The 20,093-nt window shown below is 53.9% G+C and carries 21 protein-coding genes and 4 pseudogenes; 13 read left to right on the top strand and 12 right to left on the bottom strand.

All coding sequences use genetic code 11. The annotated features are described in order from the left end of the window. Positions 1–175 precede the first annotated feature (175 nt). The 3 genes and pseudogenes from repC to FHW16_RS26855 all read left to right on the top strand — a co-directional run. A pseudogene (gene repC, locus FHW16_RS26845) lies at positions 176–337 on the top strand (replication initiation protein RepC); the annotation flags it as partial. Between the two features lie 106 nt (positions 338–443). Beyond that, positions 444–692, top strand: coding sequence for a type II toxin-antitoxin system Phd/YefM family antitoxin (locus FHW16_RS26850; protein WP_182552350.1), 249 nt, complete (start codon positions 444–446; stop codon positions 690–692). Positions 693–694: 2 nt separating this feature from the next. Then, complete coding sequence (locus FHW16_RS26855; RefSeq protein WP_182552351.1) at positions 695–1,138, top strand: PIN domain-containing protein; 444 nt, start codon at positions 695–697, stop codon at positions 1,136–1,138. Positions 1,139–2,068: 930 nt separating this feature from the next. Here the strand turns inward: FHW16_RS26855 and FHW16_RS26860 are convergent. Together FHW16_RS26860 and FHW16_RS26865 are read right to left on the bottom strand one after the other, a co-directional pair. Continuing rightward, positions 2,069–3,346 carry an ATP-binding protein gene (locus FHW16_RS26860; protein WP_182552352.1) on the bottom strand — a complete coding sequence of 426 codons (1,278 nt, stop codon included), beginning with the start codon at positions 3,344–3,346 and terminating at the stop codon, positions 2,069–2,071. A gap of 71 nt (positions 3,347–3,417) precedes the next feature. Then, on the bottom strand, positions 3,418–4,092 hold the full coding sequence (locus FHW16_RS26865) for a response regulator transcription factor (protein WP_182552353.1): 675 nt from the start codon (positions 4,090–4,092) through the stop codon (positions 3,418–3,420). 265 nt (positions 4,093–4,357) lie between these two features. Between FHW16_RS26865 and FHW16_RS26870 the strand changes: the two genes are divergently transcribed. Both FHW16_RS26870 and FHW16_RS26875 read left to right on the top strand, forming a co-directional pair. Further along, positions 4,358–4,945 (top strand): class I SAM-dependent methyltransferase, encoded by a 588-nt coding sequence (locus tag FHW16_RS26870; protein ID WP_182552354.1) that lies wholly within the window; start codon positions 4,358–4,360, stop codon positions 4,943–4,945. Between the two features lie 6 nt (positions 4,946–4,951). After that, complete coding sequence (locus tag FHW16_RS26875) at positions 4,952–5,551, top strand: DedA family protein (protein WP_182552355.1); 600 nt, start codon at positions 4,952–4,954, stop codon at positions 5,549–5,551. Positions 5,552–5,599: 48 nt separating this feature from the next. Here the strand turns inward: FHW16_RS26875 and FHW16_RS26880 are convergent, their stop codons facing one another. From FHW16_RS26880 to FHW16_RS26905, 6 genes and pseudogenes are all read right to left on the bottom strand, one after another. Next, positions 5,600–5,920 carry a hypothetical protein gene (locus FHW16_RS26880; protein ID WP_182552356.1) on the bottom strand — a complete coding sequence of 107 codons (321 nt, stop codon included), beginning with the start codon at positions 5,918–5,920 and terminating at the stop codon, positions 5,600–5,602. A 171-nt stretch (positions 5,921–6,091) separates the two neighbouring features. Then, positions 6,092–6,505 (bottom strand): annotated as a pseudogene (locus tag FHW16_RS26885) (hypothetical protein); the annotation flags it as partial. A gap of 385 nt (positions 6,506–6,890) precedes the next feature. Beyond that, on the bottom strand, positions 6,891–7,355 hold the full coding sequence (locus tag FHW16_RS26890) for an SRPBCC domain-containing protein (RefSeq protein WP_182552357.1): 465 nt from the start codon (positions 7,353–7,355) through the stop codon (positions 6,891–6,893). Then, complete coding sequence (locus tag FHW16_RS26895; protein ID WP_432652094.1) at positions 7,352–7,813, bottom strand: ArsR/SmtB family transcription factor; 462 nt, start codon at positions 7,811–7,813, stop codon at positions 7,352–7,354. Before FHW16_RS26895 ends, FHW16_RS26890 begins: the two co-directional genes overlap by 4 nt. Positions 7,814–9,085: 1,272 nt before the next feature. Next, positions 9,086–9,280: a hypothetical protein gene (locus tag FHW16_RS28965; RefSeq protein ID WP_246711973.1), complete on the bottom strand. Its 195-nt coding sequence runs from the start codon at positions 9,278–9,280 to the stop codon at positions 9,086–9,088. Between the two features lie 449 nt (positions 9,281–9,729). Further along, positions 9,730–9,879 carry a hypothetical protein gene (locus FHW16_RS26905; protein WP_182552358.1) on the bottom strand — a complete coding sequence of 50 codons (150 nt, stop codon included), beginning with the start codon at positions 9,877–9,879 and terminating at the stop codon, positions 9,730–9,732. A gap of 150 nt (positions 9,880–10,029) precedes the next feature. Here FHW16_RS26905 and FHW16_RS26910 point away from each other — a divergent pair, with 150 nt between their 5' ends. The 7 genes and pseudogenes from FHW16_RS26910 to FHW16_RS29155 all read left to right on the top strand — a co-directional run bounded on the left by FHW16_RS26910 (position 10,030) and on the right by FHW16_RS29155 (position 14,029). Next, the gene (locus FHW16_RS26910; protein WP_182552359.1) at positions 10,030–10,380 is read left to right on the top strand and encodes an AraC family ligand binding domain-containing protein; all 351 of its coding nucleotides are present in this window, start codon (positions 10,030–10,032) and stop codon (positions 10,378–10,380) included. Between the two features lie 353 nt (positions 10,381–10,733). Next, positions 10,734–11,285 (top strand): iron transporter, encoded by a 552-nt coding sequence (locus tag FHW16_RS26915; protein ID WP_182552360.1) that lies wholly within the window; start codon positions 10,734–10,736, stop codon positions 11,283–11,285. A gap of 117 nt (positions 11,286–11,402) precedes the next feature. Then, the gene (locus FHW16_RS26920) at positions 11,403–12,284 is read left to right on the top strand and encodes an NmrA family NAD(P)-binding protein (protein WP_182552361.1); all 882 of its coding nucleotides are present in this window, start codon (positions 11,403–11,405) and stop codon (positions 12,282–12,284) included. A 179-nt stretch (positions 12,285–12,463) separates the two neighbouring features. Beyond that, positions 12,464–12,514: pseudogene (locus FHW16_RS28970) on the top strand (hypothetical protein); the annotation flags it as partial. Between the two features lie 10 nt (positions 12,515–12,524). Continuing rightward, positions 12,525–12,989, top strand: a complete 465-nt coding sequence (locus tag FHW16_RS28975) for a type I secretion C-terminal target domain-containing protein (RefSeq protein WP_246711988.1) — start codon at positions 12,525–12,527, stop codon at positions 12,987–12,989. Between the two features lie 72 nt (positions 12,990–13,061). Next, positions 13,062–13,678: pseudogene (locus tag FHW16_RS29240) on the top strand (NADPH-dependent FMN reductase). Between the two features lie 6 nt (positions 13,679–13,684). After that, the gene (locus FHW16_RS29155; RefSeq protein ID WP_182552363.1) at positions 13,685–14,029 is read left to right on the top strand and encodes a nuclear transport factor 2 family protein; all 345 of its coding nucleotides are present in this window, start codon (positions 13,685–13,687) and stop codon (positions 14,027–14,029) included. 530 nt (positions 14,030–14,559) lie between these two features. Here the strand turns inward: FHW16_RS29155 and FHW16_RS26940 are convergent. The 3 genes from FHW16_RS26940 to FHW16_RS26950 all read right to left on the bottom strand — a co-directional run bounded on the left by FHW16_RS26940 (position 14,560) and on the right by FHW16_RS26950 (position 17,380). Beyond that, a complete protein-coding gene (locus tag FHW16_RS26940; RefSeq protein ID WP_182552364.1) occupies positions 14,560–14,970 on the bottom strand; it encodes a cyclophilin-like fold protein in 411 nt (136 codons plus the stop codon). Between the two features lie 67 nt (positions 14,971–15,037). Further along, on the bottom strand, positions 15,038–16,129 hold the full coding sequence (locus tag FHW16_RS26945) for an alpha/beta hydrolase (RefSeq protein ID WP_182552365.1): 1,092 nt from the start codon (positions 16,127–16,129) through the stop codon (positions 15,038–15,040). A gap of 60 nt (positions 16,130–16,189) precedes the next feature. Then, positions 16,190–17,380, bottom strand: coding sequence for an MFS transporter (locus FHW16_RS26950; RefSeq protein WP_182552366.1), 1,191 nt, complete (start codon positions 17,378–17,380; stop codon positions 16,190–16,192). Between the two features lie 130 nt (positions 17,381–17,510). Between FHW16_RS26950 and FHW16_RS26955 the strand changes: the two genes are divergently transcribed. Next, positions 17,511–18,404 (top strand): LysR family transcriptional regulator, encoded by an 894-nt coding sequence (locus tag FHW16_RS26955; protein WP_182552367.1) that lies wholly within the window; start codon positions 17,511–17,513, stop codon positions 18,402–18,404. 349 nt (positions 18,405–18,753) lie between these two features. Here the strand turns inward: FHW16_RS26955 and FHW16_RS26960 are convergent, their stop codons facing one another. After that, positions 18,754–19,881: an alpha/beta fold hydrolase gene (locus tag FHW16_RS26960; RefSeq protein WP_246711974.1), complete on the bottom strand. Its 1,128-nt coding sequence runs from the start codon at positions 19,879–19,881 to the stop codon at positions 18,754–18,756. Positions 19,882–20,093: the final 212 nt, after the last annotated feature.

Here is a 20,093-nt window from a genome sequence, read left to right on the forward strand (position 1 = left end):
CCGTCAGATCCCCACGAGCCAAAATCACCTCCTAAAAGGAAGTCCTGAATCATATCCAAACTGATTTGGGAATCCACTTTGTCAACACTACCTAGAGAACGGGTAATAGCGGCCGCCAGGATAATGATACAATAGAGCTCATTGCGCGCTTGCTCCACAACTTTATACGGTCCCCATTCTGCAGCGCGCCGGACATATCAATTCCGCCGGCGGATACCTGCGATCCCTCACCGACAAGGCCGCCAAAGGGGAATTCTCCGTCGGGCCCATGCTCCTCGCTCAGCTCAGAGCCAATGGAAACCATGTCAGAATCGTCAAAGGACAGGCTGCACGATGAAGGTAGCGCCGGAGCGTGATGAGGCAGCAATAATGCTTTGGAGACCCTTGCGGAAAACTCTACAAGCTATAATATGACTACCAAAGGTCATTTCGGAGTGTACGTAATGAAAGAGTCACAATTGAAAGACGTAAAAGCTACTTTCTCCGCAATCGTTGATCGGGCCGTTGCCGGCGAGCCTACTATTGTCACCCGTCACGGTCGCAAGGAAGCCGTCGTGCTTTCATTTGAGGAATACGAGCGGCTTTCTAAAATCCCAACCTTTGGCGAGCTTCTTGCAGCATTCCCAGGCGACCCCGATGACGTTCCGGAACGGAGCCAGAGGCCATCCCGCTCATACAATTCGGAGTTCTGAGCTTGTTTTTGCTTGATACCAACATTGTATCTGCGACATCGCCCGTAGCTGCAGCTCAAAATACACGGCCTCCAATTCTTGGCTGGCTCGAACTTCACGGTTCTGAAGTGTATCTATCGTCTGTCACCATCGCTGAAATCTGGCATGGTATTCATAGAGCCGAACGACTTGAGGCCATAACCAAGGCAAAACGGCTCCGCAATTGGGTAGCTCTGATAGAGAATCTGTATGGAAACAGAGTTCTCCCGTTTGGCAGCAAAGAAGCTTCCGCCGCCGGCGCGATCCTTGATCGTGCTCGAGCGCATGAACCTGGATTTGCTGACATCGCCATCGCTGCTACCGCGGATGCCAACGGTCTGACGGTGTTGACCGCTAACGAAAAGCATTTTGGACCGATGGGGGTAAAATGGTGGAATCCGTTGAAGGAGTTGCCGCTGTCTTCATAAAGACTGCAGCCCCTGCAAAGTCTGCGTGAATCCTCACAGCGTCTATTACCGCGCGTCGGGAACGTGAAACCGGTTCAAATATCTGATTATCAACGTTGGTCTGTACAAACACGCAAGTCATCAGAAGTTGATTGGTTGTATATGCCGCGAAAGGCTCGTAAATCTCCCTTTGAAAATGCCGATAGTGCGCAGATTGAAGCAGTTTCCATGATGATTATTGGATTGAACGGCTGAACCGATCCAACACCTGCGCAATTGCATGCTTCCCATCATTATCAAAAAAGAGGAGCCCTCGGTTAAGTGCCAAGGAGCCGGAAGCCTCCAGTATTCAGACAAACACTACAGAATCTATCAAACCTCACAAACGATCTCGGCCTGTCTTTTCTGCTATTTCCAATCCCTGCGCGGACGCCATTCCTCTTCATTAACCGGTTTGCGCAGCCAACGGTGTATTTCCCGGCAAGTGCGAGGCCGCCCGTCGCTCACGCTGCCATCCGTACAGGGATCATATCGCTCGCGTCTTTCCCAGTAACGCTGACGACGTTCAAGCGTTCTGAGAAGCTCGCGGCAACTCCGTGGCTTGCCGTCATTGTATCGGCCATCGGTACAAGGATTGCTTTCATACTGAATAGTTCGCAACATTGGCACTTCACGATACAGATCATATTTCGACCCCGCACCTACTCTTGAAGGCGTAAGTGCGTGTGCTGAACCGATGCTCGCGAAAACCAGTACTGAAAGCAGACCACAGCAAAAAAGTTTCATCTCAGTTCTCCAGAATTAATGTCGCCTGAGGAAGGCTGGACGCCCGGCTGAAATGGACAATGAACGGCTACCGTTGCCACAACATTGCAATGACTATTTATGAAACTATCCGTTCCTGGCTGATGTTCTACCCCCAGATACCGAGTAAAAATCCAGTTCTCTGCCTTAACGTGGAAACACAAGGGTAAAGCAAGCACCCTTCAATGCGTTGTTTTCGGCAAGGATAGTTCCATTGTGCCATTCCATGATTTCCTTAACGAGATTAAGGCCCAATCCGGCTCCCGAACTGTGCGGAGCAAGTCGGTTGAACGGCTCGAATATCTCTTCGAGATTTGCTGCAGGTATGCCGGCTCCTTCGTCTGAAACGATTACCGTTTTCGTTTGCTGCACCATAATCTTGATTGTTCCTGTCCCTCCTCCATGATCAATGGCATTTTGGACCAGGTTTGTGATGGCCCGCTCGATTGACGTCTGGTCACCCTGAACAGTGACTTCTGCGATACCCGGCTCAAATGACATTTCATAACCCGCTGCAAAAGCCAAGGGAGCGAGGTCAAACACAACACGTCCGGTGATCGTAACAAGTTCGATCGGAAGGAAATCGATCGGCGTGTGATTTAACCGCTGAAGGTCAAGAAGTTGCCCCCCAAGAACTGCAAGTCTCGAGGAGTCGAGCAGGAGCTGCGTCTTTTCAGGACTTGGAGGCAAGGCTGCTACACGTGCATTCAGGATGGCAATGGGCGTTCGCAGTTCATGTGCTGCCTGGGCCAGAAAACGGTCTCGTATCGCGTGACCTTTGTCCAACCGGCTTAATGCGTCATTGACCGCACTCACCAGCGGCCGGATTTCGTCCGGAACCTCGCCTGTCGATATGCGAATACCCCGCTTGTCATAAGTGATCTGAGCGGCCTGATCAGCCGCTCGCCCGATCCCTCTTAATGCAAAACGGACAACAAACGGTGTCATAGCCAACGTGGCCAGTACCATGGCCACAAAAACCGGGAAGATGACGGTTATCAATCCCGCAGAAATGCCCGTCAGCATTCGCTTGAACGACATTCGCCCCTGTGTTCCCGAGAATATCTGCGCATCGCCAGCAGCGCTCTGCTGCCATTTGACAATGGCATCCGGTCGATTGGCACGTCCAGATTCATTGGTCAGACGCGCGTCGCTTAGATGCTCCAGTATGGCCAATGTTTGGGTAAATTGCGGAGGGATGGTGCCTTGCACGAGTTCCTGACCGGTCCTGTCATGAACGACAAACCAGAGATCTCCGACATCTCTTCGCAATTGCCTCAATTCGGCAGTCTCGACGAGGGCCAGTTTACCGTCTCGATCACGCACGAGGGCATCCTTGAGTACATCAAGATTGCCTCCTTCATATTCTTCGATCAGGTAACCCGAACTCCAAAGGCCAACAACAATGATGGTGAACAAAGACACGATAATCAGAGCTTCAAATATGACTAAATGACTGATGAGACGCCACTTCAGTGACCGGCCACTCCACAACCTCATGCCGTTTCCCGCAACAGGTACCCAAGCCCCCTGATACCGTTGATCGTCACGCCAGCGCCTGCCTCAGTCAGTTTGCGGCGAACCCGGGAAATATGCGTATCGAGCGCATTTGAATCGATCTCGTCATTCATTCCAAATACCGCTTCCATGAGCGTTGCACGCTGCACCATCCGGCCCATGCGCCGCATCAGAGCTTCCAGTACAAGAATCTCCCGCCTCGGCATTTCCACGCGCTCACCCATCACCCAGACCTCGCGATGCGCGAAATCAAATTCCAATCCGCCAATTTTCGCCACATCCGGGATCAGTCCGGACGGTCTGCGGAGCAAAGCGCGAAGCCGGGCGAGGAGTTCTTCGGTTGCAAAAGGTTTTCCGAGATAGTCATCGGCTCCACTTTGAAGACCTGTCACCCGATCATCCAGATCACCGCGAGCTGTCAGCACGAGGACGGGAATGGTCTGGCCCCTCGCCCGCAGCCTCTGTATCAGTGATAATCCATCCCCGTCGGGAAGTTGCCGGTCGAGCACCACAACATCATGCACATTGTCCTTCAGCACGTGTTCAGCGGCTTCGATCGTTGCAACGGCATCTACAATCATATTCTGGCGAGTAAGAATATTGCTGAGAGCAACGACCATCTCCTTCTCATCTTCGACCAGTAACACCCTCATATCAGTTCCCCGCCATCCACAGTTCAAACCACTGACAATGCGCCTCCTACATTGAGGCAACCTTGCAAGCGAGAGATGCTGGTTGATCCCGTTGCAAACCAAATCTAGCCTCCCGCGCAGCATGACACGCTGCCTCAATCTAGAAGCCGCATCCGTTTCTTCGTCAACAATATTCCACCCGAGGAAACATTCATGCAACCAACCCGGAATCACCCTTTATCCCGCGCTTCTTCTTCATGTTGCAGTCGCAAGCCTGGAGAATACCATGTCGCTTTCTGACCTTCTTGCGTTCCTGCGTTCCTGGATACGTAGTCCGCTTCGAACTGCAGCAATCATGCCATCTGGTGTTGCCGTATCCGCCCTCATGACACAAGAGATTGATCCTGGATTTGGTCCGGTGCTCGAGCTTGGCCCAGGTACGGGACCATTTACCCGTTCGCTTCTTGCACGCGGAATTCCGGAGACTGAACTGACACTGGTTGAGTATAGTCTCGAATTTACAACGCTTTTGAAAAGACGCTTTCCCAAAGCCCGAATTCTCCAGATGGATGCCGCACAGATCGGCGAAGCCAATCTCTACGAAACAGGAACCGTTGGTGCCGTGGTCAGCGGTCTTGGTGTTCTTACCATGCAACCGAGGCAGGTGAAGGGTATTCTCAGTGGCGCATTCAAATATCTGCGGCCTGGCGGCTCATTTTACCAGATCACCTATGGCCCACGTTGTCCAGTTTCCCCTGATATCCTTGATCATCTGCATCTGGAGACCCGATTTGTCGGCCGTACTATGCGGAATGTTCCGCCGGCATCGGTTTATCGGATCAACCGTCTCTCCAGTCTTTCAGCCACAGAGTGAATTCACATGGATACGTTTAACTGGTTTTCTCCTCTGCTCGGTTACGGCTTCTGCGGGGTTGTATGTCTCGCCGTACTGGAAAAATTTGTCCCTCTTTTTCCTTCCTATTTGCTTTTGATGCTTTTAGGCATGACCATCCTCGATATTCATGGTCTTGCTTTCACGATCCTTGCCACGACCATAGGATCGGTTATCGGCGCGATGTGCTGGTATTGCATCGGCAAGTTTTTGGGTGCGGACCGCGTTGCCGGCATGGTAGAACGGTATGGACGATATCTCTTCGTCAATCCGCAATTCTATGCCCGAATTACGAATGCCTATCGCCGCAATCATTTCTGGGTGACCTTTACGGGGCAACTCATACCGGCGGTCCGTATCTATCTGGCGCTTCCTGCGGGTATTTTGCGGCTCCATTACCCAACTTTCACTGCTGCGACCTTTGTCGGTAGCTTGCTGTGGAACGCACCGTTCTTATGCCTCGGATACGGTATCGGGGCATCACATTATGATCCGGTCACGGTAGGGTTCTGGGCAGCCGTGAGTCTTGTGGGGGCGGAAGGGTTGATCGCGACCTCGCTCACAATCTACAAACGGGCTAACGGGTGATGTTCCGGAACGCGCATAGACGGTAGGTGCTAATTCTTATGGGCTTTTCTACACACTCTTCGATTCCGCGAACCTGGCTTGGACGCAGGCGCGTCTGAGCATCATGGCAGCAAGGAATCCGATACCAACAACACCTAGAACAATAAGGACCTGTATCTGAATCCCGGCGAAATATTCCGAAATCCAGAAAATATAGCCAAGAAACATAATTGCCATGAAAACTGTCCGGTCGACGGACAAGCCCAAGTGGTAGATCCCGAGAACAGCCGCTACCCCGACAAGGTTGGCTGATACCCTGATCGCCAATGGCAACAGTTCGCTTCCTATCTGTTGAATTTCCACATACATGAGAAAATAAAACTCCGCCATGATTACGATTCCCCAGTCCGTAAACTGCCTGTGTTGCAGTGGAATTACGCACCGACATCCGCAACGTTGTTTTGTCAGCCGTCCCGGCCGGACGAAGCAAAGATTTCGCGCCAACAGCGAATTCAAAACGCTGCGGCACTAACGTACCGCCGGATCAGCTCGAGCTATGTCTCAACACAGTGTAAGTCCGATCCCGGGACATAAAAATGTCATGTAGACAACGATCGCTACAATACAGCCGAAAAAAATCAGGCTCGTAGTGACTGTCCCAAATCCCAGTCCGCCATACTCAAGCGGCTGCGCAAGAAAGTCACCGAGTGACGCCCCCGGCGGACGTGTGAAGATATAGGCGAGCCAAAATGCCCACACGCCATCGAGATTGAGGAAATAATAACACGCTGCCACAGCCGCGATGATGCCGCCAAAGATAAGGCCCGTCGTTATAAAACCAAACCCGAATGTTTCCGCGACGGGATTACCAACTGACGTACCCAAAGCAAAGGTAAACAGGATTGCCAATCAATAGAACACCTCGCGCCTCGCCGTAAAAATCGAATGAATTGAAAGCGTCTTTTGGCACGACCACGCCAAGAGATCACCATCGTCTGCAATGGACTTGGTGAGGGCCACACCGCATTGCGCGGCGCGGCGGGGCTGGTTGTTTCCGAACATCTAAAGTTGGCGATATGATAGCCGGCTTTGTCTCAGAGCACCGGTCAGTCTAAGCGTGCGTGAATTGGGTTCTGATTCGTGTTCTCACGCAGTGATTGGAACCGAACCATCCTGTCGATTTATACTTCAAACGGGTCTTCTCTATTCGGCGTGTCGAATCGAGAAGACCCTGATTAACTGCCTTCCGACACCCTGTGGTCCTCACATTGCGTGCATAGAGAACGGGCATCCTCCGTCACCTTCGATCACCCATTTGCGAAGCACCGCCAGCCGCGTTTTTTTCCGCCGGTTTGCCAACCTAGACCAATCCGTCCAGCCGGACATAGCTCGCTTCCATGCCATGCTCCATGCCGCTTGCCAGCATCATTGATCGCGTTTCTGCATCAGGCAAAGTCATACGCATGGTCATCAGCGTACCGGATCCGTCCGGGTCGAACCGCGTTTCCACATGGTTGTCCGGTGTCGTATCTGGAAGGTGCATCCGTTCGACATGAACAATTCGGCTGTAGGGCTCCAATTCCAGATATTCACCTGTGAGATGAAAGCCACCACCATCAGGCCCTTTCCATTCATATCGGATCTTCCCGCCAGGGCGTGCGTCGTTAACGCAGACAGGCATTGTCCAGCCATCCGGTCCAAGCATCCATCTTTGAATCAGCGTTGGCTCTATGTGTGCACGATAAACTGCTTGAGGCGATGCATTGAAGTGCCTCGTCACCACAACATGCAGATCGTCTTCGGTCTTGATCGTTAGTTTGCTCATTTCAATTCCTCTCCACTTTCAATCATGTCAGCCAAGACTCCATCGAGCCTGTCGTAATTCTGAGCCAGTGCATCCCTGAGCATCGCAAGCCATCGATCGACGGCTTCGATCCCGGCGCTCGATAACCGGCAGGGCCGCTTCGTGCCTTGGACCCGCCGAACAATCAGCCCGGCATTTTCGAGCACCTTCAAGTGCCGCGAAATTGCTGGCTGGGTCATCGCGAAGGGTTCCGCTAGCTGCATCACCGTCTCCTCGCCATGCGCCAGGCGCGCAAGAATCGCTCGGCGGGTGGGGTCAGCCAGCGCTAAAAATGCAGCATCAAGGCTTGTCGCTTCTGTTGAACTATTCATAACATAAATGTTATATAACATAATAGTTATAGTCAACAGGGTTTCAGTGAAAGGTTGAAAATCAATCGTCAAAATTCGCAGCCAAGGGACCGTATAAAGATCCGTCATCCCATTCCGTCCCTCCTGTTCGAACCTTTCGACCCGGCACGACACGATCTTGGGCGAGACATCATGAACGCGAGCGGTCTTGAGAGACGCGACGCCGAGATGTGACCACGTAGGAGAGACAAGGCAGAGTGTTTGTCACGCTTCTTTATCGAGGCAACAATATTCTCGTGCTCCCTATTGAAACTGGTGAAATCGACTGGTTGATGAAGGCGCACAACACTGATGACCGTCAACCTGTCAAATGACCATTGAGTTTATTCGAAATTCTGTCGTCAGCTGATGGATCGAGTATCGGCATGGACCCCAAATTCGCGAGAATGCTCTATATCGCCTACAAAAAGATTTGGTGATCGTTATTCGCAAATTCCAATTCCTGTGATAGGTGTTCGCAAGTCGTGACAAGTCTTCGCTAGCCGGACCGAGATCCGGTGGGTGATTTACGCGAGGAAATTTATGGGTGAATGGCCTACGCAGTCGGTGAAAGAGTTTCACGGACGCCTTCTGACCGAGCCGGCTGGCTATGCGGCATTGATCGCGCGCTAAGACCTGTCAGTGCCGCTTCCTCCACGACTGACTGCCATTGCCGAGCGCCACCATCCGGTTTCCACGCAGCACTGGCGAAGCATTAAACCTTCCCAGAGGCAACCAAGTCATCGTCGTAGGGTGCTCGGTTGGTGGCTCGTGTGCTTTGGAGATTACCGCGCTCGCGCCGGAGCGTGTTTCAGTCCATTGCTAACCAGACCTCGTAGTGCGCTCCATAACGACTTTTACCAAAGCACTCGCCTATGCTCTTCCAAGAAACCAACCGGTCCCTCACCTTCTACCGAGCTCATCGATCGAAACGCAGCCAAGGCGCTTCGTAACGAGGGCTTCAAAATAGACGCAACGGATGTGCGCCGTATCCGGGATCTCCTGGAACGTTTTAAGCCGGAGCTCTTATCCGGCAACTAAGCGCTCGCAGCGGTTTTCATGATATGGAAAATGCGTCCGGCGTGCTTAATCAGGTGTGGGAAGCGGCATAGCGCTCCAACGCTAGCCAGCGTTCTTCTGAGAACCTTTTGATTACGCAAAATCGGGCTCTCGAACGAAAGTGATCGAGTATTCAGACGCAGATCAATTGATCTGTATAGAGCTACGGTTCAGCCAGCCAAATCCTCAGGCTCAACCTTGAAATGTACTGCCTCACGACGATTGAGCTCCCGAAGGACCACCGACAGATTGGTAAGACGCGGATTCCCACGCGGTCCAAACATTCGCATCAAATTCTTAGGATCAATTGCCACAGCTTTCGCTGAGCTGGTCAAAGCCGACCGTCGCATTGATGTAATCTCTTATTAGTGCTTTCCCAGAATCGGCATCCCCCGCTGCGAACGCCTCCACAGCTTCACCGAGAAGAGCTGCTCGAAATGCCGGATCGCGTGCGGCACGCGCTTTCACAGTATCCTTAAAACTTCGAGACAAGACCATGGCTTTACTCCTTTGTATTCTTGCGGCGCTTGTAGTCGGCCCATCGTTGGAGAGCTCGATCAATGTCGGCCTGTTGCCGGCTTTTGATACCACCACCAAGCAAGATTATGAGTCTTGCTCCGTCGAAGGCGAGGTAAATGCGAATGCCCGGACCCCAATCGATCCGCCACTCCGAGACACCCTCTCCCGGCAGCGACTGCTTATCAAAGGTAGGCGTTTACCGGGTCCCATGCTTGCTTTCCCACAAGCGCGGGTCATTTGCCAGAAGAACCTGTTGCAATCAAGCCCCGCTGTCCTTCGGGATATTGAGCTTTTTTCCTTTGGCGTTTAGCCTGGCCGGTACGCCTTGAGACGGAATTCATTCATTCGTATAAGCCGAGTTTCCCGCGCCAGCAGCCGACGTTGTCGGCGCTAAATTAACAGCTGACGTTTTCATTTGTTCCCGGCAGCTAAGCACGCGCGCCAGTTTGCGGCAGTTTTTTCGAACGGCCGCTCTGTTTGTTCTGTTCTGAGCGGTCGGTTGCAGCTTGGATACTTCGTTGACGCTTGACCGTGGTGCCGCTTGCCTTTGAGGTCCGGTGCAGATCGCTCTTGCTCATGGATTACTCCACGCATTGTTCATTGGGTCAAGCAAGGAGAACCGCCGAGCTGCTGAAAAGTTCCTGAGCAAAAAAGTGGAACCGCGCAACCGCCAGTTGCGTTCTGAAACAACCATCGATTTGAAATTCGCTACGTGAAGGAGATGCCTCGTGACAGTTTACAAGTTCGGCCTCGCCGACGCCGCATTCGAACGCTCGCCGGGACAAGATGGTGATGTCTTCACCGGCAACGTTCTTGACCAACGCCACGGTGGACCCGTCACAATCGGTTTCGGTCGCTACGGAGCAAACCAGGAGCTTGAAGAGGTGATAGAAGTCCACGACACCATTGTAGTGCTCGAGGGTCAGATTTCGGTATCAAGCGAAAATGGTACGGTCACAGCCGGCCCGGGCGACGTCATCGCTCTGCAAAGAGGCGATAAGGTCACGATTCGCTCACATGAGGAGGGCGCTGTGACGGCTTATGTTACCTATCCGCATTGGCAGGAGTCGCAAACCTGATCGCTTGGTATTAATTTCCTGCTGATCGGTTGACCGAATACCCAATGACTTCTGGATCGATCTGAAGTCGCAGACGCTGATCGAGCAGGATGCCCCGACTCCGACCTGACGCATCATTCAAACGCGTTGCTTACGGCGACGATGCCTTGTTGCAGTGAAGCAGACGGCAATTGTTGCCTTCCTTTGAATAATACCCAACTCGCAGCTCTCGAGCGCAGGGTGGTGCCATCCAAAGAATGCAACTCTGCATTACCCATCAAATGCTCACTAGTCCGTAGTCCGCCAGACCTGTTGTCGGGAACCTCACTTATCCCAGCACGTTTATGACCAGAACTGTGAGGAGAGTGCCTGAAATGAACAAAACAACCCCGTCAGAACGGCCCAGTGATGAAGCTGACGCCAAACAGATTGCCATGGCCAAAAAGGAAGGTGATGCGTACCACAATTCTCTCCGTTACATGGCAGAAGAAGTCGCAGATGCCGGAGGGCAAAAACGGGCTGGCGATTATATCGTTGCTTACGCCCAAGAGCGTGCCGAGGGCATGTACATGCCGGACAAGAGCGGGAGGCTTAAATGGTCAGAGCCAACGGACGAAAACTGCCACCTGGAAATTTCCGTAAGTGACGCCGGCGATAAGCGTTTCGTTCCTTACCTAACCATAAAAGCAACTCTGTTGCCAGTAACGGGTGCAAAGATCGGCCCGTTCGAAATACCATTTGTTTGGCACCCTGGTCTCTATCACTACGGTCGCAATATTAAAGTACCCGGCGATGGACGCTATGCGCTACACGTCACTATCGAGCCCCCGACTTTCATGCGCCACGACAAGATCAACGGCAAGCGCTATGTCGATAAAGTGGAAGTCGAATTTGCAAACATTGAAATCAAAACAGGTCGTGAATAAGTTCCGGTTCGGGTTCGTTTTACCACACAGGTTTGTCATGAGAACAGATTGGGGAGGAACCTCTCCTTTCACTATCGGTTTATCTTTGACTACCTTTTGCGAAGTTGGAGATAACCCATGAACATTATCCTTGGTGGAACCGGGCACATTGGATCCGCAGTTGCAGGAACTCTGTTAGAGCGCGGGAAGCCCGTTACGATTGTGGCGCGCAGCCCTGCCAAAGCAGAACACTTGCGAAACAAGGGCGCACGAATAGCTGTCGCGGACGTCCATGATGTGGATGCTTTGCGGCATGTCTTTCGCCAAGGCAAACGGCTCTTCCTCCTCAACCCTCCGGCTAATCCATCGACGGATACCGATATTGAGGAGAGAAATACAATTTCAGCCATTCTGGCTGCGCTCGACGATTCTGGCCTTGAAAAGATAGTGGCTCAATCAGCCTATGGCGTGCAGGCCGGCGAACAAATTGGTGATTTGGATACGCTATTTGATCTCGAACAGGGGTTGGAGACCAAACAAATCCCGGTCAGCATCATTCGCGCGGCTTATTACATGAGCAATTGGGACGCTTCCTTAAAAACAGCGCGCAAAGGAGGGGTGATCCGCACTCTGTTTCCCGCAGATTTTAAAATACCGATGGTCGCACACAATGACATTGGCCAGATCGCGGCTGATCTTCTAACTCAGACCGGTGAGCACCAGAGGCTTCATTATGTGGAGGGCCCCCAACGCTACACGCCGGCAGACGTTGCGGCTGCATTCGCGGCAACACTTGGAAAGCCAGTCAATGTTGTGACCATCCCACGGGATAAATGGACAGAGTATTTCGAGGCCTTGGGGTTCTCCAAGGCGGCCGCCAAATCCTATAGCGGCATGACAGCATTGACTGTGAATGCAACGTTCCCGGATTTGGACAAGGTGAAACGGGGATCGACATCCTTGCAAGACTATGTGCTTGGGCTGATCGCACAGGATCGGCAGGTATCATTAAGATCATAGATGTGCATAACCGCGTTCCTCCCGATAAATAAGTATCGCCGACGACCTTGTATCGATCGCGCAATTGCAATCTCATTACTCTGCAGTGGAGCGGTCTATTACGCCGTGTGCACTGACTTGGCAATGACACGGTTCAGACTAGAGACGGCATGACCTGATCCGTGTCGGCGACGGCAATGATGCGCTCTGGGGGGAGTGGTCGTGACGTGCTGTTCGGTGAAGGCGGCGATGACATGGTTTATGGCGAAGCTGGCGATGATACTCTGGGAGCCAACAAGGCAACGATCAGCTGTTTGGTGGCGAAGGTGCGGATGTTTTAGTCAACAGTTCCGGAAACGCTACAATGACCGGTGGAGCAGTGCCGATACATTTTGGTTTTATATATTCAACGCCCAACCCCTTCAAGGCATCAATCAAATTAATGACTTTGACACCCAAAGCGGAGATGTAATCCATCTTCAAGATCTTTCCATCGGTGGACATGCTGGCATCCACGATTTTGCAAATTTCCTTACTGTCGCGCAGGACACTCCAGCCGGTGTCTATTTCACCATGGACAACGGTGTCAGTGGCTTCGTCATCGCCAATGTTTCCCTTCCGGATTTTTCTTCCAACGATGTTCAGTTCTCATCCGAGAGCCAAAACCATGAACTGATATGTAACGCGACCTGCGGAAACCTCTTGCTACCTATGCATTCAAACTAATGGCGTCTCCATTCATGGGATCGAACGCTGTAAGATTCACAGATCGTGAATTGTCTGAAATTCCGGGAGGATATGGACGTGGGTGAACAGTTTAATGTTGCAGTTGTCGTGGGTAGCGTGCGCAAAGATTCTATCAGCCGAAAAATTGCGAAGTCATTGATCGAACTGCAACCGGCATCACTTGATTGCTCGATTGTCGAGATCGGGGACCTTCCGCTTTATAATGAAGACCCGATGCCAGGCCGCCGGCCAGCTGGAAACGCTTTCGCTCGCAGTTACAGGCCAGCGATGCCGTTCTTTTTGTAACACCGGAGTACAACCGTTCTATTCCGGGCGGCCTTAAGAATGCGATGGATATAGCATCACGCCCGGAAGGACAGAGCGTGCTGAAGGGCCTGTCTGCAGGGATTGTCAGTGTCACGCCTTATAAGCTTGGCGCGTTTGGAGCCAATCACGCGCTTCGCCAGACACTTGTGTTTCTCGACATGCCCATCCTGCAACAACCGGAAGCCTATATCGGCGGTGCAGCAGATTTGCTCGACAACAAGGGTTCCTTGAAGAACAAAGAGAGCCAGAAGATATTTGCGGGTTTCATGCAGGCTTTCGCTCGTTGGATTGCACTGACAAGTTCGACGGCTGCCACCCGTTCCTTCGAAGAGTTTATGAAACGCCGATCTGAAATAGCCTAGGCCTATGTGAATGGCAACAGCGCCCCGCTGGATGCAATCGCGTCAAAGGAAAATCCTGTCACATTCTTTTCGCCCGCCGGTGATTTTCAGGAAGGTGCTGACATCGTCTCCAAACGGTATCGGCACGACGCGAAAACCTTTGCCGCAGGCAGCAAAAGTAGGCTCGTCATCCATCAGATGGCGGCGCGGGGTGACATCGCCTGGTGGACCGGCCTTCAGATAGCAGACGTCAAAATGAAGGGTAAGGACAAGGCCGTTTCCATGACCCTGCGCATCACCGAAACCTTCCGGTTCGAAGATGGGTGGAAGCTCGTTCATCGGCATGCGGACATGGCGAAAGAAGGGAAGTGAACTTCAAATACATCAAGACGGGCGGAATCATAGTCGACAAGGAAAGCCCGTAGGCTTGTTTGTAAAAATCACAGTACGCGATTTATGGAACTACGCATTTTCTCGCGCCTGATGATCTTCATGATTATGGGACGGGTCAGAATCGGACTGTGCATCCTCAGCCTGATTTCGTTGCTTTGTGGCCAGTTTTCTCATCGACCACGATACAGAAATAAACCGGTTCGAGCTTTCGCGTATGATCCCGAATGACAGTATCAACGTAAGCCGGTTGTTTGCGCTCTGCGAAACCTAGTTATGCCAATCAAGGCTTCAAAATGTTGTCAGAAATTATGAATTCGGGCTTTCGGAGACTCAGCAACTATCAAAAGTCACTTTCAGACCGGGTGGGTCCGCATTTGTTCTCCGCTAGCGTGTCTGGGGGAACAAATCTTGTTCTTGCCCCTATTTGGCGTTGCCAGGCAGCGCAGGATGGCTGATTGCAGCCATCGGGTTCGTCTGACCGGGCGGACGATACGCAGTTGTTTCGTGCTTCAATCAGAACGTTCAATTCTTACCGTGACTGAGCCGGGACGATCAAATATCGACAGACCGCCGGTCGCTTTTCCGAGCACAATGATACCGGGTGAAGGGACACGACCATTCCGATAATAGATCACGAAATGATCCGAATTCCACAGCCCAAGCGTGCCAACCGAGAAGTCGCGCTGCCGTAACTGTTCCGGCAGCTCGGCCGGTAGATTGCCGGTCTTTTCCTGACGAAGATGATCGCTCATCTTAATGGTAAGTGGCAACATCTGAGCCAAGGCCTTTGCGGCCTCGTTATCAGCAAGATCGGCTGTGACCTCACCCCAGTCTGACGAAATGCGAATGCGCTCCTGAGCCATGGCGGTTCCATCTATTGCCATTGTGAGAGCAGCCGCGCTTATCATTAACTTCAGCATGCGGCCATCTCTATCCCTAACCCGTTCAGAGAGAGCCTGACCAAAAAGGCAGGCTCTCTCTCGCTACTTACGCGGCGAGATGCTGATTGAAGAAGCTCGTCAGCTTGTCGAACGGGATCACGTCCACCTGGTCGTAAAGATCGGTGTGGGTGGCACCCGGAATGATCACAAGTTCCTTGGGCTCGGCTGCGGCGGCGAAAGCTGTTTCGCCAAAGTAGCGCGAATGAGCCTTCTCACCATGAATAATGAGAACCGGGTTCGGCGAAATCTCGGCGATGTAAGTGAGGATCGGCATGTTCATGAAGGAGAGTGGAGTCGTAAGGCTCCACGATCCGTTCGAGTTTATAGCTCGCGGGTGGAAACCGCGGGGCGTCTTATAGTAGTCAGCGTATTCCACGATAAACTGCGCTTCACCACCTTTAAGCTCGAGTGAGACCGGTCCATAAGCGGGAGTGCCTTTTTCTGCGTCCTGCCAGCGCTGCCGGCTCAGCTGCTCCAGCGTCTCTGCGCGCTGCTGCGGGGTCACGCTGTCGTTGTAGCCCTTCGACATCACGCGGGTCATGTCATACATGGTGCTGGCCACGACGGCTTTGATCCGCTTGTCCGAAGCAGCGGCATTCAGCGCCATGCCGCCCCAGCCGCAAATGCCGATAACCCCGATCCGTTCGCGGTCGACTTCGGGCCGCAGACCAATGAAGTCCACCGCTGCGCTGAAATCTTCGGTATTGATGTCAGGCGACGCGACGTTGCGGGGCTCTCCGCCGCTTTCGCCGGTATAGGACGGATCGAAAGCCAGGGTGACGAAGCCGCGCTCGGCCATAGTCTGCGCATAGAGGCCCGAGGACTGCTCTTTCACGGCGCCGAAGGGGCCGCTGACGACAATCGCCGCCTGCTTAACGCTGGTATTTTTCGGCTGGTACAGATCAGCCGATAGGGTAATGCCGTAGCGATTCTCGAACGTGACCTTTTCGTGATTGACCTTCTGGCTGCGCGGGAAGACCTTATCCCATTCGTTTGACATAGTCTGAGCCTTTGCGTTGGGTGTGTTGAACATCGAAGCTGCACCGAATGCGGCGACGCCTGCTCCGGTCAGCTTCAGAAGCTCGCGTCGGTGAACGACATGTGTTGACGAGTTCGTGTCAGGGGTTTTCAGAGGCATTGCGATCTCCTGGTTGGCTTTCATTGGGATGGAGCAGCTTGGTTGAATTATCTATCGATGTTAGCGATCGGACTTGAGCAACCGCTGCCCACTGCCGATCAGGCCGATTGCGAGGGCGGCGAGAACCACACTGCCGATGAAGGTCGCGACGATTGTCAGACCGTCCAGAAGCAGCCCGCCGATGACCGCGCCCAGCAGTATCGAGGCCTGGATCGCTGCAACCATCAGGCTACCGGCGGCCTCGGGCGCATCGGCCGCGTTCTGCGACATCCACGTCATCCAGATCACAGACATCGCGGTGTTCGTCGCGCCCCAGAGAGCAAGGATGAGTCCGGCTGCGGCCACCGAGCCACCGAAAAGCAGGAGCCCTAGCGTACAGCCCCCCATCAGCAGCGCCGGCAGCCGCAGGAGCGGTGCGACATTGCCGCTCACGAAACGGCCCGCCGCCCAGGTGCCGGCGAACCCGGCGCAGCCAAGGACGAGCAGCAGGATCGAGAGCGTTGCCACGTCGACGCCCGTCACCTGCTCCATGAACGGGCGTAGATAGGTGAACATGGTAAAGGCCGAGCCCCAGGACAGCATCGCCGCAATGAGGCCGCGCAGAAAGTAAGGGCGCGTCAACAGACTGAACATAGTCCGGAAGTTCTGGCGCTGGCTTGCGGGCAGTGACGGCAGCGCTATCATATGCCAGACGAGATTGCCGGCGACGATCGGTGTCAGCGCCCAAAACACCGCGCGCCAGCCAAATATGTCGCCCAGATAGCTGCCAATCGGCGCGGCGAACGCCGCCGCGATGGCCTGGCCGCCATACATCAGGGCGAGTGCACGCGGCACGTCTCTTCCGGGAACGAGCCGCATGATCACGGCGGTGGCCAATGCCCAGAAACCACCGATGCAGATTCCAAGCAGCGCGCGGCCGATCATAAGCACCGCGAAATTCGGTGCTGCCGCCACCACAACCAATGAAAGCAACATCAGAGCGGTCATCGCGACGAGGACCATTTTCCGATTTAGCGTCCCAGCGGCAGTGGTGATGATCATGCTGGCCGCCACCGCGAAAAGGCCGCTGATCGAAATCGCCTGTCCGGTCTGCCCGGTCGTTGCGTGGAGGCCTTCCGCCATCGGTGTGAGCAGGCTCACCGGCATAAACTCTGAAGCGATCAGCATCGCCACGCAGAGCGCCATGGAAAGCACAGCCCCCCAGGCGGCGACCGGTCCAATGCGTGTATTGGATGTGGTCGCAATATCCATTCATTTGACTCCTTCGTGAATTTACAGGGTCAACTTAATGCTTGAGCTATCATTCGATTAGCCATAAAAATCCGCATGAACTTATCGACTCAAGCGAATAATCGAGAGCGCATGGGAGAGAAAGGCCTTTATGACAAAGACCGACCTTAATCAGCTGACCTGGTTTCAAGCCGTCGCCGAGGAGCGCAGCTTCACCAAAGCGGCGGCAAAGCTCGGCGTGTCTCAATCGACGCTAAGCCATGCGATCAAGCAGCTCGAAGAGCGCATGGGTATACGGTTGCTGGCTCGTACCACACGCAATGTCGCGACGACTGTAGCGGGCCAACGGCTTCTCCAGACGATCGCCCCGCGTATCGGCGAAATCGAGGATGAGATTGCTGCTTTGACGGCATTTCGCGAGAAACCGTCGGGCTCTATCAGGCTGACCCTGTCCGACCACGCGCTGGAAAGCGTCGTATGGCCAAAGCTCAAGCCGGTTCTGATCGTCTATCCCGACATCAGCGTCGAACTGATCCTGGACAGCAGCTTTCGTAACATCGTGACAGAAGGGTTCGACGCCGGCGTTCGGCTTGGAGAAAGCGTCGAGAAAGACATGATAGCAGTCCGCATCGGTCCGGACTGGCGCCTGGTGGCCGTCGCTTCACCCGCCTATCTTGATGCGCATAGTGTACCGAGGCATCCGCAGGACCTGGTGCGGCACGTTTGCATCAACATGCGTCACGAGACAGCGGGAGCTATTTATGCGTGGGAATTCGAGAAGGATGGTCAGGCGCTTCGCGTCAGGGTGAACGGGCAACTGACCTTCAACAATTCCTACGCCATGATCGACGCGGCGGTAAATGGATACGGTATTGCCTATGTGCCCGAAAACATTGTGGAGAGTCACATCGCATCGGGCTTGCTCGTGCAGGTCCTGAACGAGTGGTCGCCCCTGTTCGATGGCTATTTCCTCTATTATCCAAGTCGTCGTCAGAACCTTCCCGCCTTCAAGGTGATCGTCGATGCGCTACGGGCTCAAGCATAGTCGGGTTCGCAACACTTCCACAGTTAAAAACCGGTACACGCCGGGGCGATCTCCTCGAAGATCTCTCACAGGTTCGGCCCGTTTGCGATACCCGCCAAGCGCGTGGGCGGCCTGCTCGGCGGGTGTTGAGTACTAACAACCCAGCGATGAGTAGGCGTGCAGGCGCAGAATTGAAGTGGTCGACGCCGGTCGGAGCACTTACACCCGGTGAAGGGCAGCTATCCCACCGGCACTCCCTGGAACCTGCCGATCTGCAAACGGCCCCAATTCGGTCGTTCAGGTTCTTCGTGCTGAGCCGATCTGGTTTGCGTACCGGGGATGGGATCGACACCACTGCTTTTCACCGGTGCTACAAATTCTTTCTGTCGCGCCAATCGCGGATCGCCCGAATGTGCTCAGCCTTACGTTCCAACGGCAGCCAATGGCCACTCGGCAAGCTCACAAAACTCAAATCACTACAGGCGGCACGCATTGGGTCCCCCTGGCGATTGCCGAGGATGCTGCAGATCTGGTCATAGTCGCCGTTGACGAATAGCACCGGCATCGACAATCGACCTTCATCGGGCGCTTCCAGCGCATAGGCAATATTGGCTTTGTCATTCACATACCAGGAGCAAGGCGGACGAAAGCCGTGCGCATCGAACGACTTTACCAGCGCCTCGAAGTCCGCCACTGGCCAAAGAGCTGGATCAGGCTGGGTCGGCGGGGCACGGTGGGCAGCTCCGAAGCGGCCTCCGTTGCGCGTGACCTTTGCCATCGGCGAAACCATACCGACGGAAGCGGGACTGCCGGATCGATAGGCCGATGCCAGATATGCGGCCTTGTCAGCATCGAGGTCGGCGACCGCCTGGTCGAAATGCGTATTGTAGTAACGGGCGTAATCCCACTGGCCGTCGGGATACTCGTCGGCGGGATAGATCTCACGGTCGACCAGGGAGACGAGTGTGTCCAGGCTGTTGCCCTGCGGAAAATACGCCCAGGACGTCAACACGACGCCGCGGCATCGTTTGGTCTCATGGGCGGCCAGCGAACCGACGACGATGCTTCCCCAGTCGTGACCCACCCAGACAGCCGGTTTACCGCCAAGGTGATCGTGAAGCTCCGCCATGTCCTTCACGATTTCCTTCATGGTGTAGGCGTCCCTGGCCGAAGGTGCCGAGGAACCACCATAGCCACGCATGTCGGGAGCGATGCAACGCCATCCATCCTCGGCAAAGGCCTCCATCTGAGCGCGCCATATCAGACTTGTGCTTGGAAAGCCGTGAACGAAGACAATCAGCGGACCATCGGCAGCTCCGCTTTCAAGATAATGGGTGGTGTGGCGATCCGTGCTGACCGTGCGCGACGACAACGGCGGCGGCGGCGCTCCCCATGCGGTGCCGGACAGGGACGCCTCTGCACCCATGCCGAGAAGGACGGCGCAGCGGTCGAGCGTCGGTCCAATTGCGCAATCCATTGATTGACGTGAAGCGGTCATCGTCAGCTACTCCTGTTGAAGTCGGATGGTTTCGGCCCCAAAGCGGTCATTGATGGCATTAGTTGAATTGCCACAGTGACGGATAGATGACGCATCTTCATGACTCGTTGGAAATCTCGCTCCATGTGCCCGCCTTGGTCGTCCAGATTTTCGTCCGCACCCCGGGCGGGTCAAATTCGAAGCAAAAATCACCAGTGTCGATATTGCAAAGG

Source organism: Phyllobacterium myrsinacearum (assembly GCF_014138285.1).
Lineage (GTDB): Bacteria > Pseudomonadota > Alphaproteobacteria > Rhizobiales > Rhizobiaceae > Phyllobacterium > Phyllobacterium myrsinacearum_A.

Coding starts and splice junctions, on each gene's coding strand:
- FHW16_RS26850 (WP_182552350.1), top strand. CDS start 444: ATGAAAGAGTCACAATTGAAAGACGTAAAAGCTACTTTCTCCGCAATC.
- FHW16_RS26865 (WP_182552353.1), bottom strand. CDS start 4,092: ATGAGGGTGTTACTGGTCGAAGATGAGAAGGAGATGGTCGTTGCTCTC.
- FHW16_RS26870 (WP_182552354.1), top strand. CDS start 4,358: ATGTCGCTTTCTGACCTTCTTGCGTTCCTGCGTTCCTGGATACGTAGT.
- FHW16_RS26875 (WP_182552355.1), top strand. CDS start 4,952: ATGGATACGTTTAACTGGTTTTCTCCTCTGCTCGGTTACGGCTTCTGC.
- FHW16_RS26880 (WP_182552356.1), bottom strand. CDS start 5,920: ATGGCGGAGTTTTATTTTCTCATGTATGTGGAAATTCAACAGATAGGA.
- FHW16_RS26890 (WP_182552357.1), bottom strand. CDS start 7,355: ATGAGCAAACTAACGATCAAGACCGAAGACGATCTGCATGTTGTGGTG.
- FHW16_RS26895 (WP_432652094.1), bottom strand. CDS start 7,813: ATGACGGATCTTTATACGGTCCCTTGGCTGCGAATTTTGACGATTGAT.
- FHW16_RS28965 (WP_246711973.1), bottom strand. CDS start 9,280: ATGGTCTTGTCTCGAAGTTTTAAGGATACTGTGAAAGCGCGTGCCGCA.
- FHW16_RS26905 (WP_182552358.1), bottom strand. CDS start 9,879: ATGAGCAAGAGCGATCTGCACCGGACCTCAAAGGCAAGCGGCACCACG.
- FHW16_RS26915 (WP_182552360.1), top strand. CDS start 10,734: ATGAACAAAACAACCCCGTCAGAACGGCCCAGTGATGAAGCTGACGCC.
- FHW16_RS26920 (WP_182552361.1), top strand. CDS start 11,403: ATGAACATTATCCTTGGTGGAACCGGGCACATTGGATCCGCAGTTGCA.
- FHW16_RS28975 (WP_246711988.1), top strand. CDS start 12,525: ATGGCGAAGCTGGCGATGATACTCTGGGAGCCAACAAGGCAACGATCA.
- FHW16_RS26940 (WP_182552364.1), bottom strand. CDS start 14,970: ATGCTGAAGTTAATGATAAGCGCGGCTGCTCTCACAATGGCAATAGAT.
- FHW16_RS26945 (WP_182552365.1), bottom strand. CDS start 16,129: ATGCCTCTGAAAACCCCTGACACGAACTCGTCAACACATGTCGTTCAC.
- FHW16_RS26950 (WP_182552366.1), bottom strand. CDS start 17,380: ATGGATATTGCGACCACATCCAATACACGCATTGGACCGGTCGCCGCC.
- FHW16_RS26955 (WP_182552367.1), top strand. CDS start 17,511: ATGACAAAGACCGACCTTAATCAGCTGACCTGGTTTCAAGCCGTCGCC.
- FHW16_RS26960 (WP_246711974.1), bottom strand. CDS start 19,881: ATGACCGCTTCACGTCAATCAATGGATTGCGCAATTGGACCGACGCTC.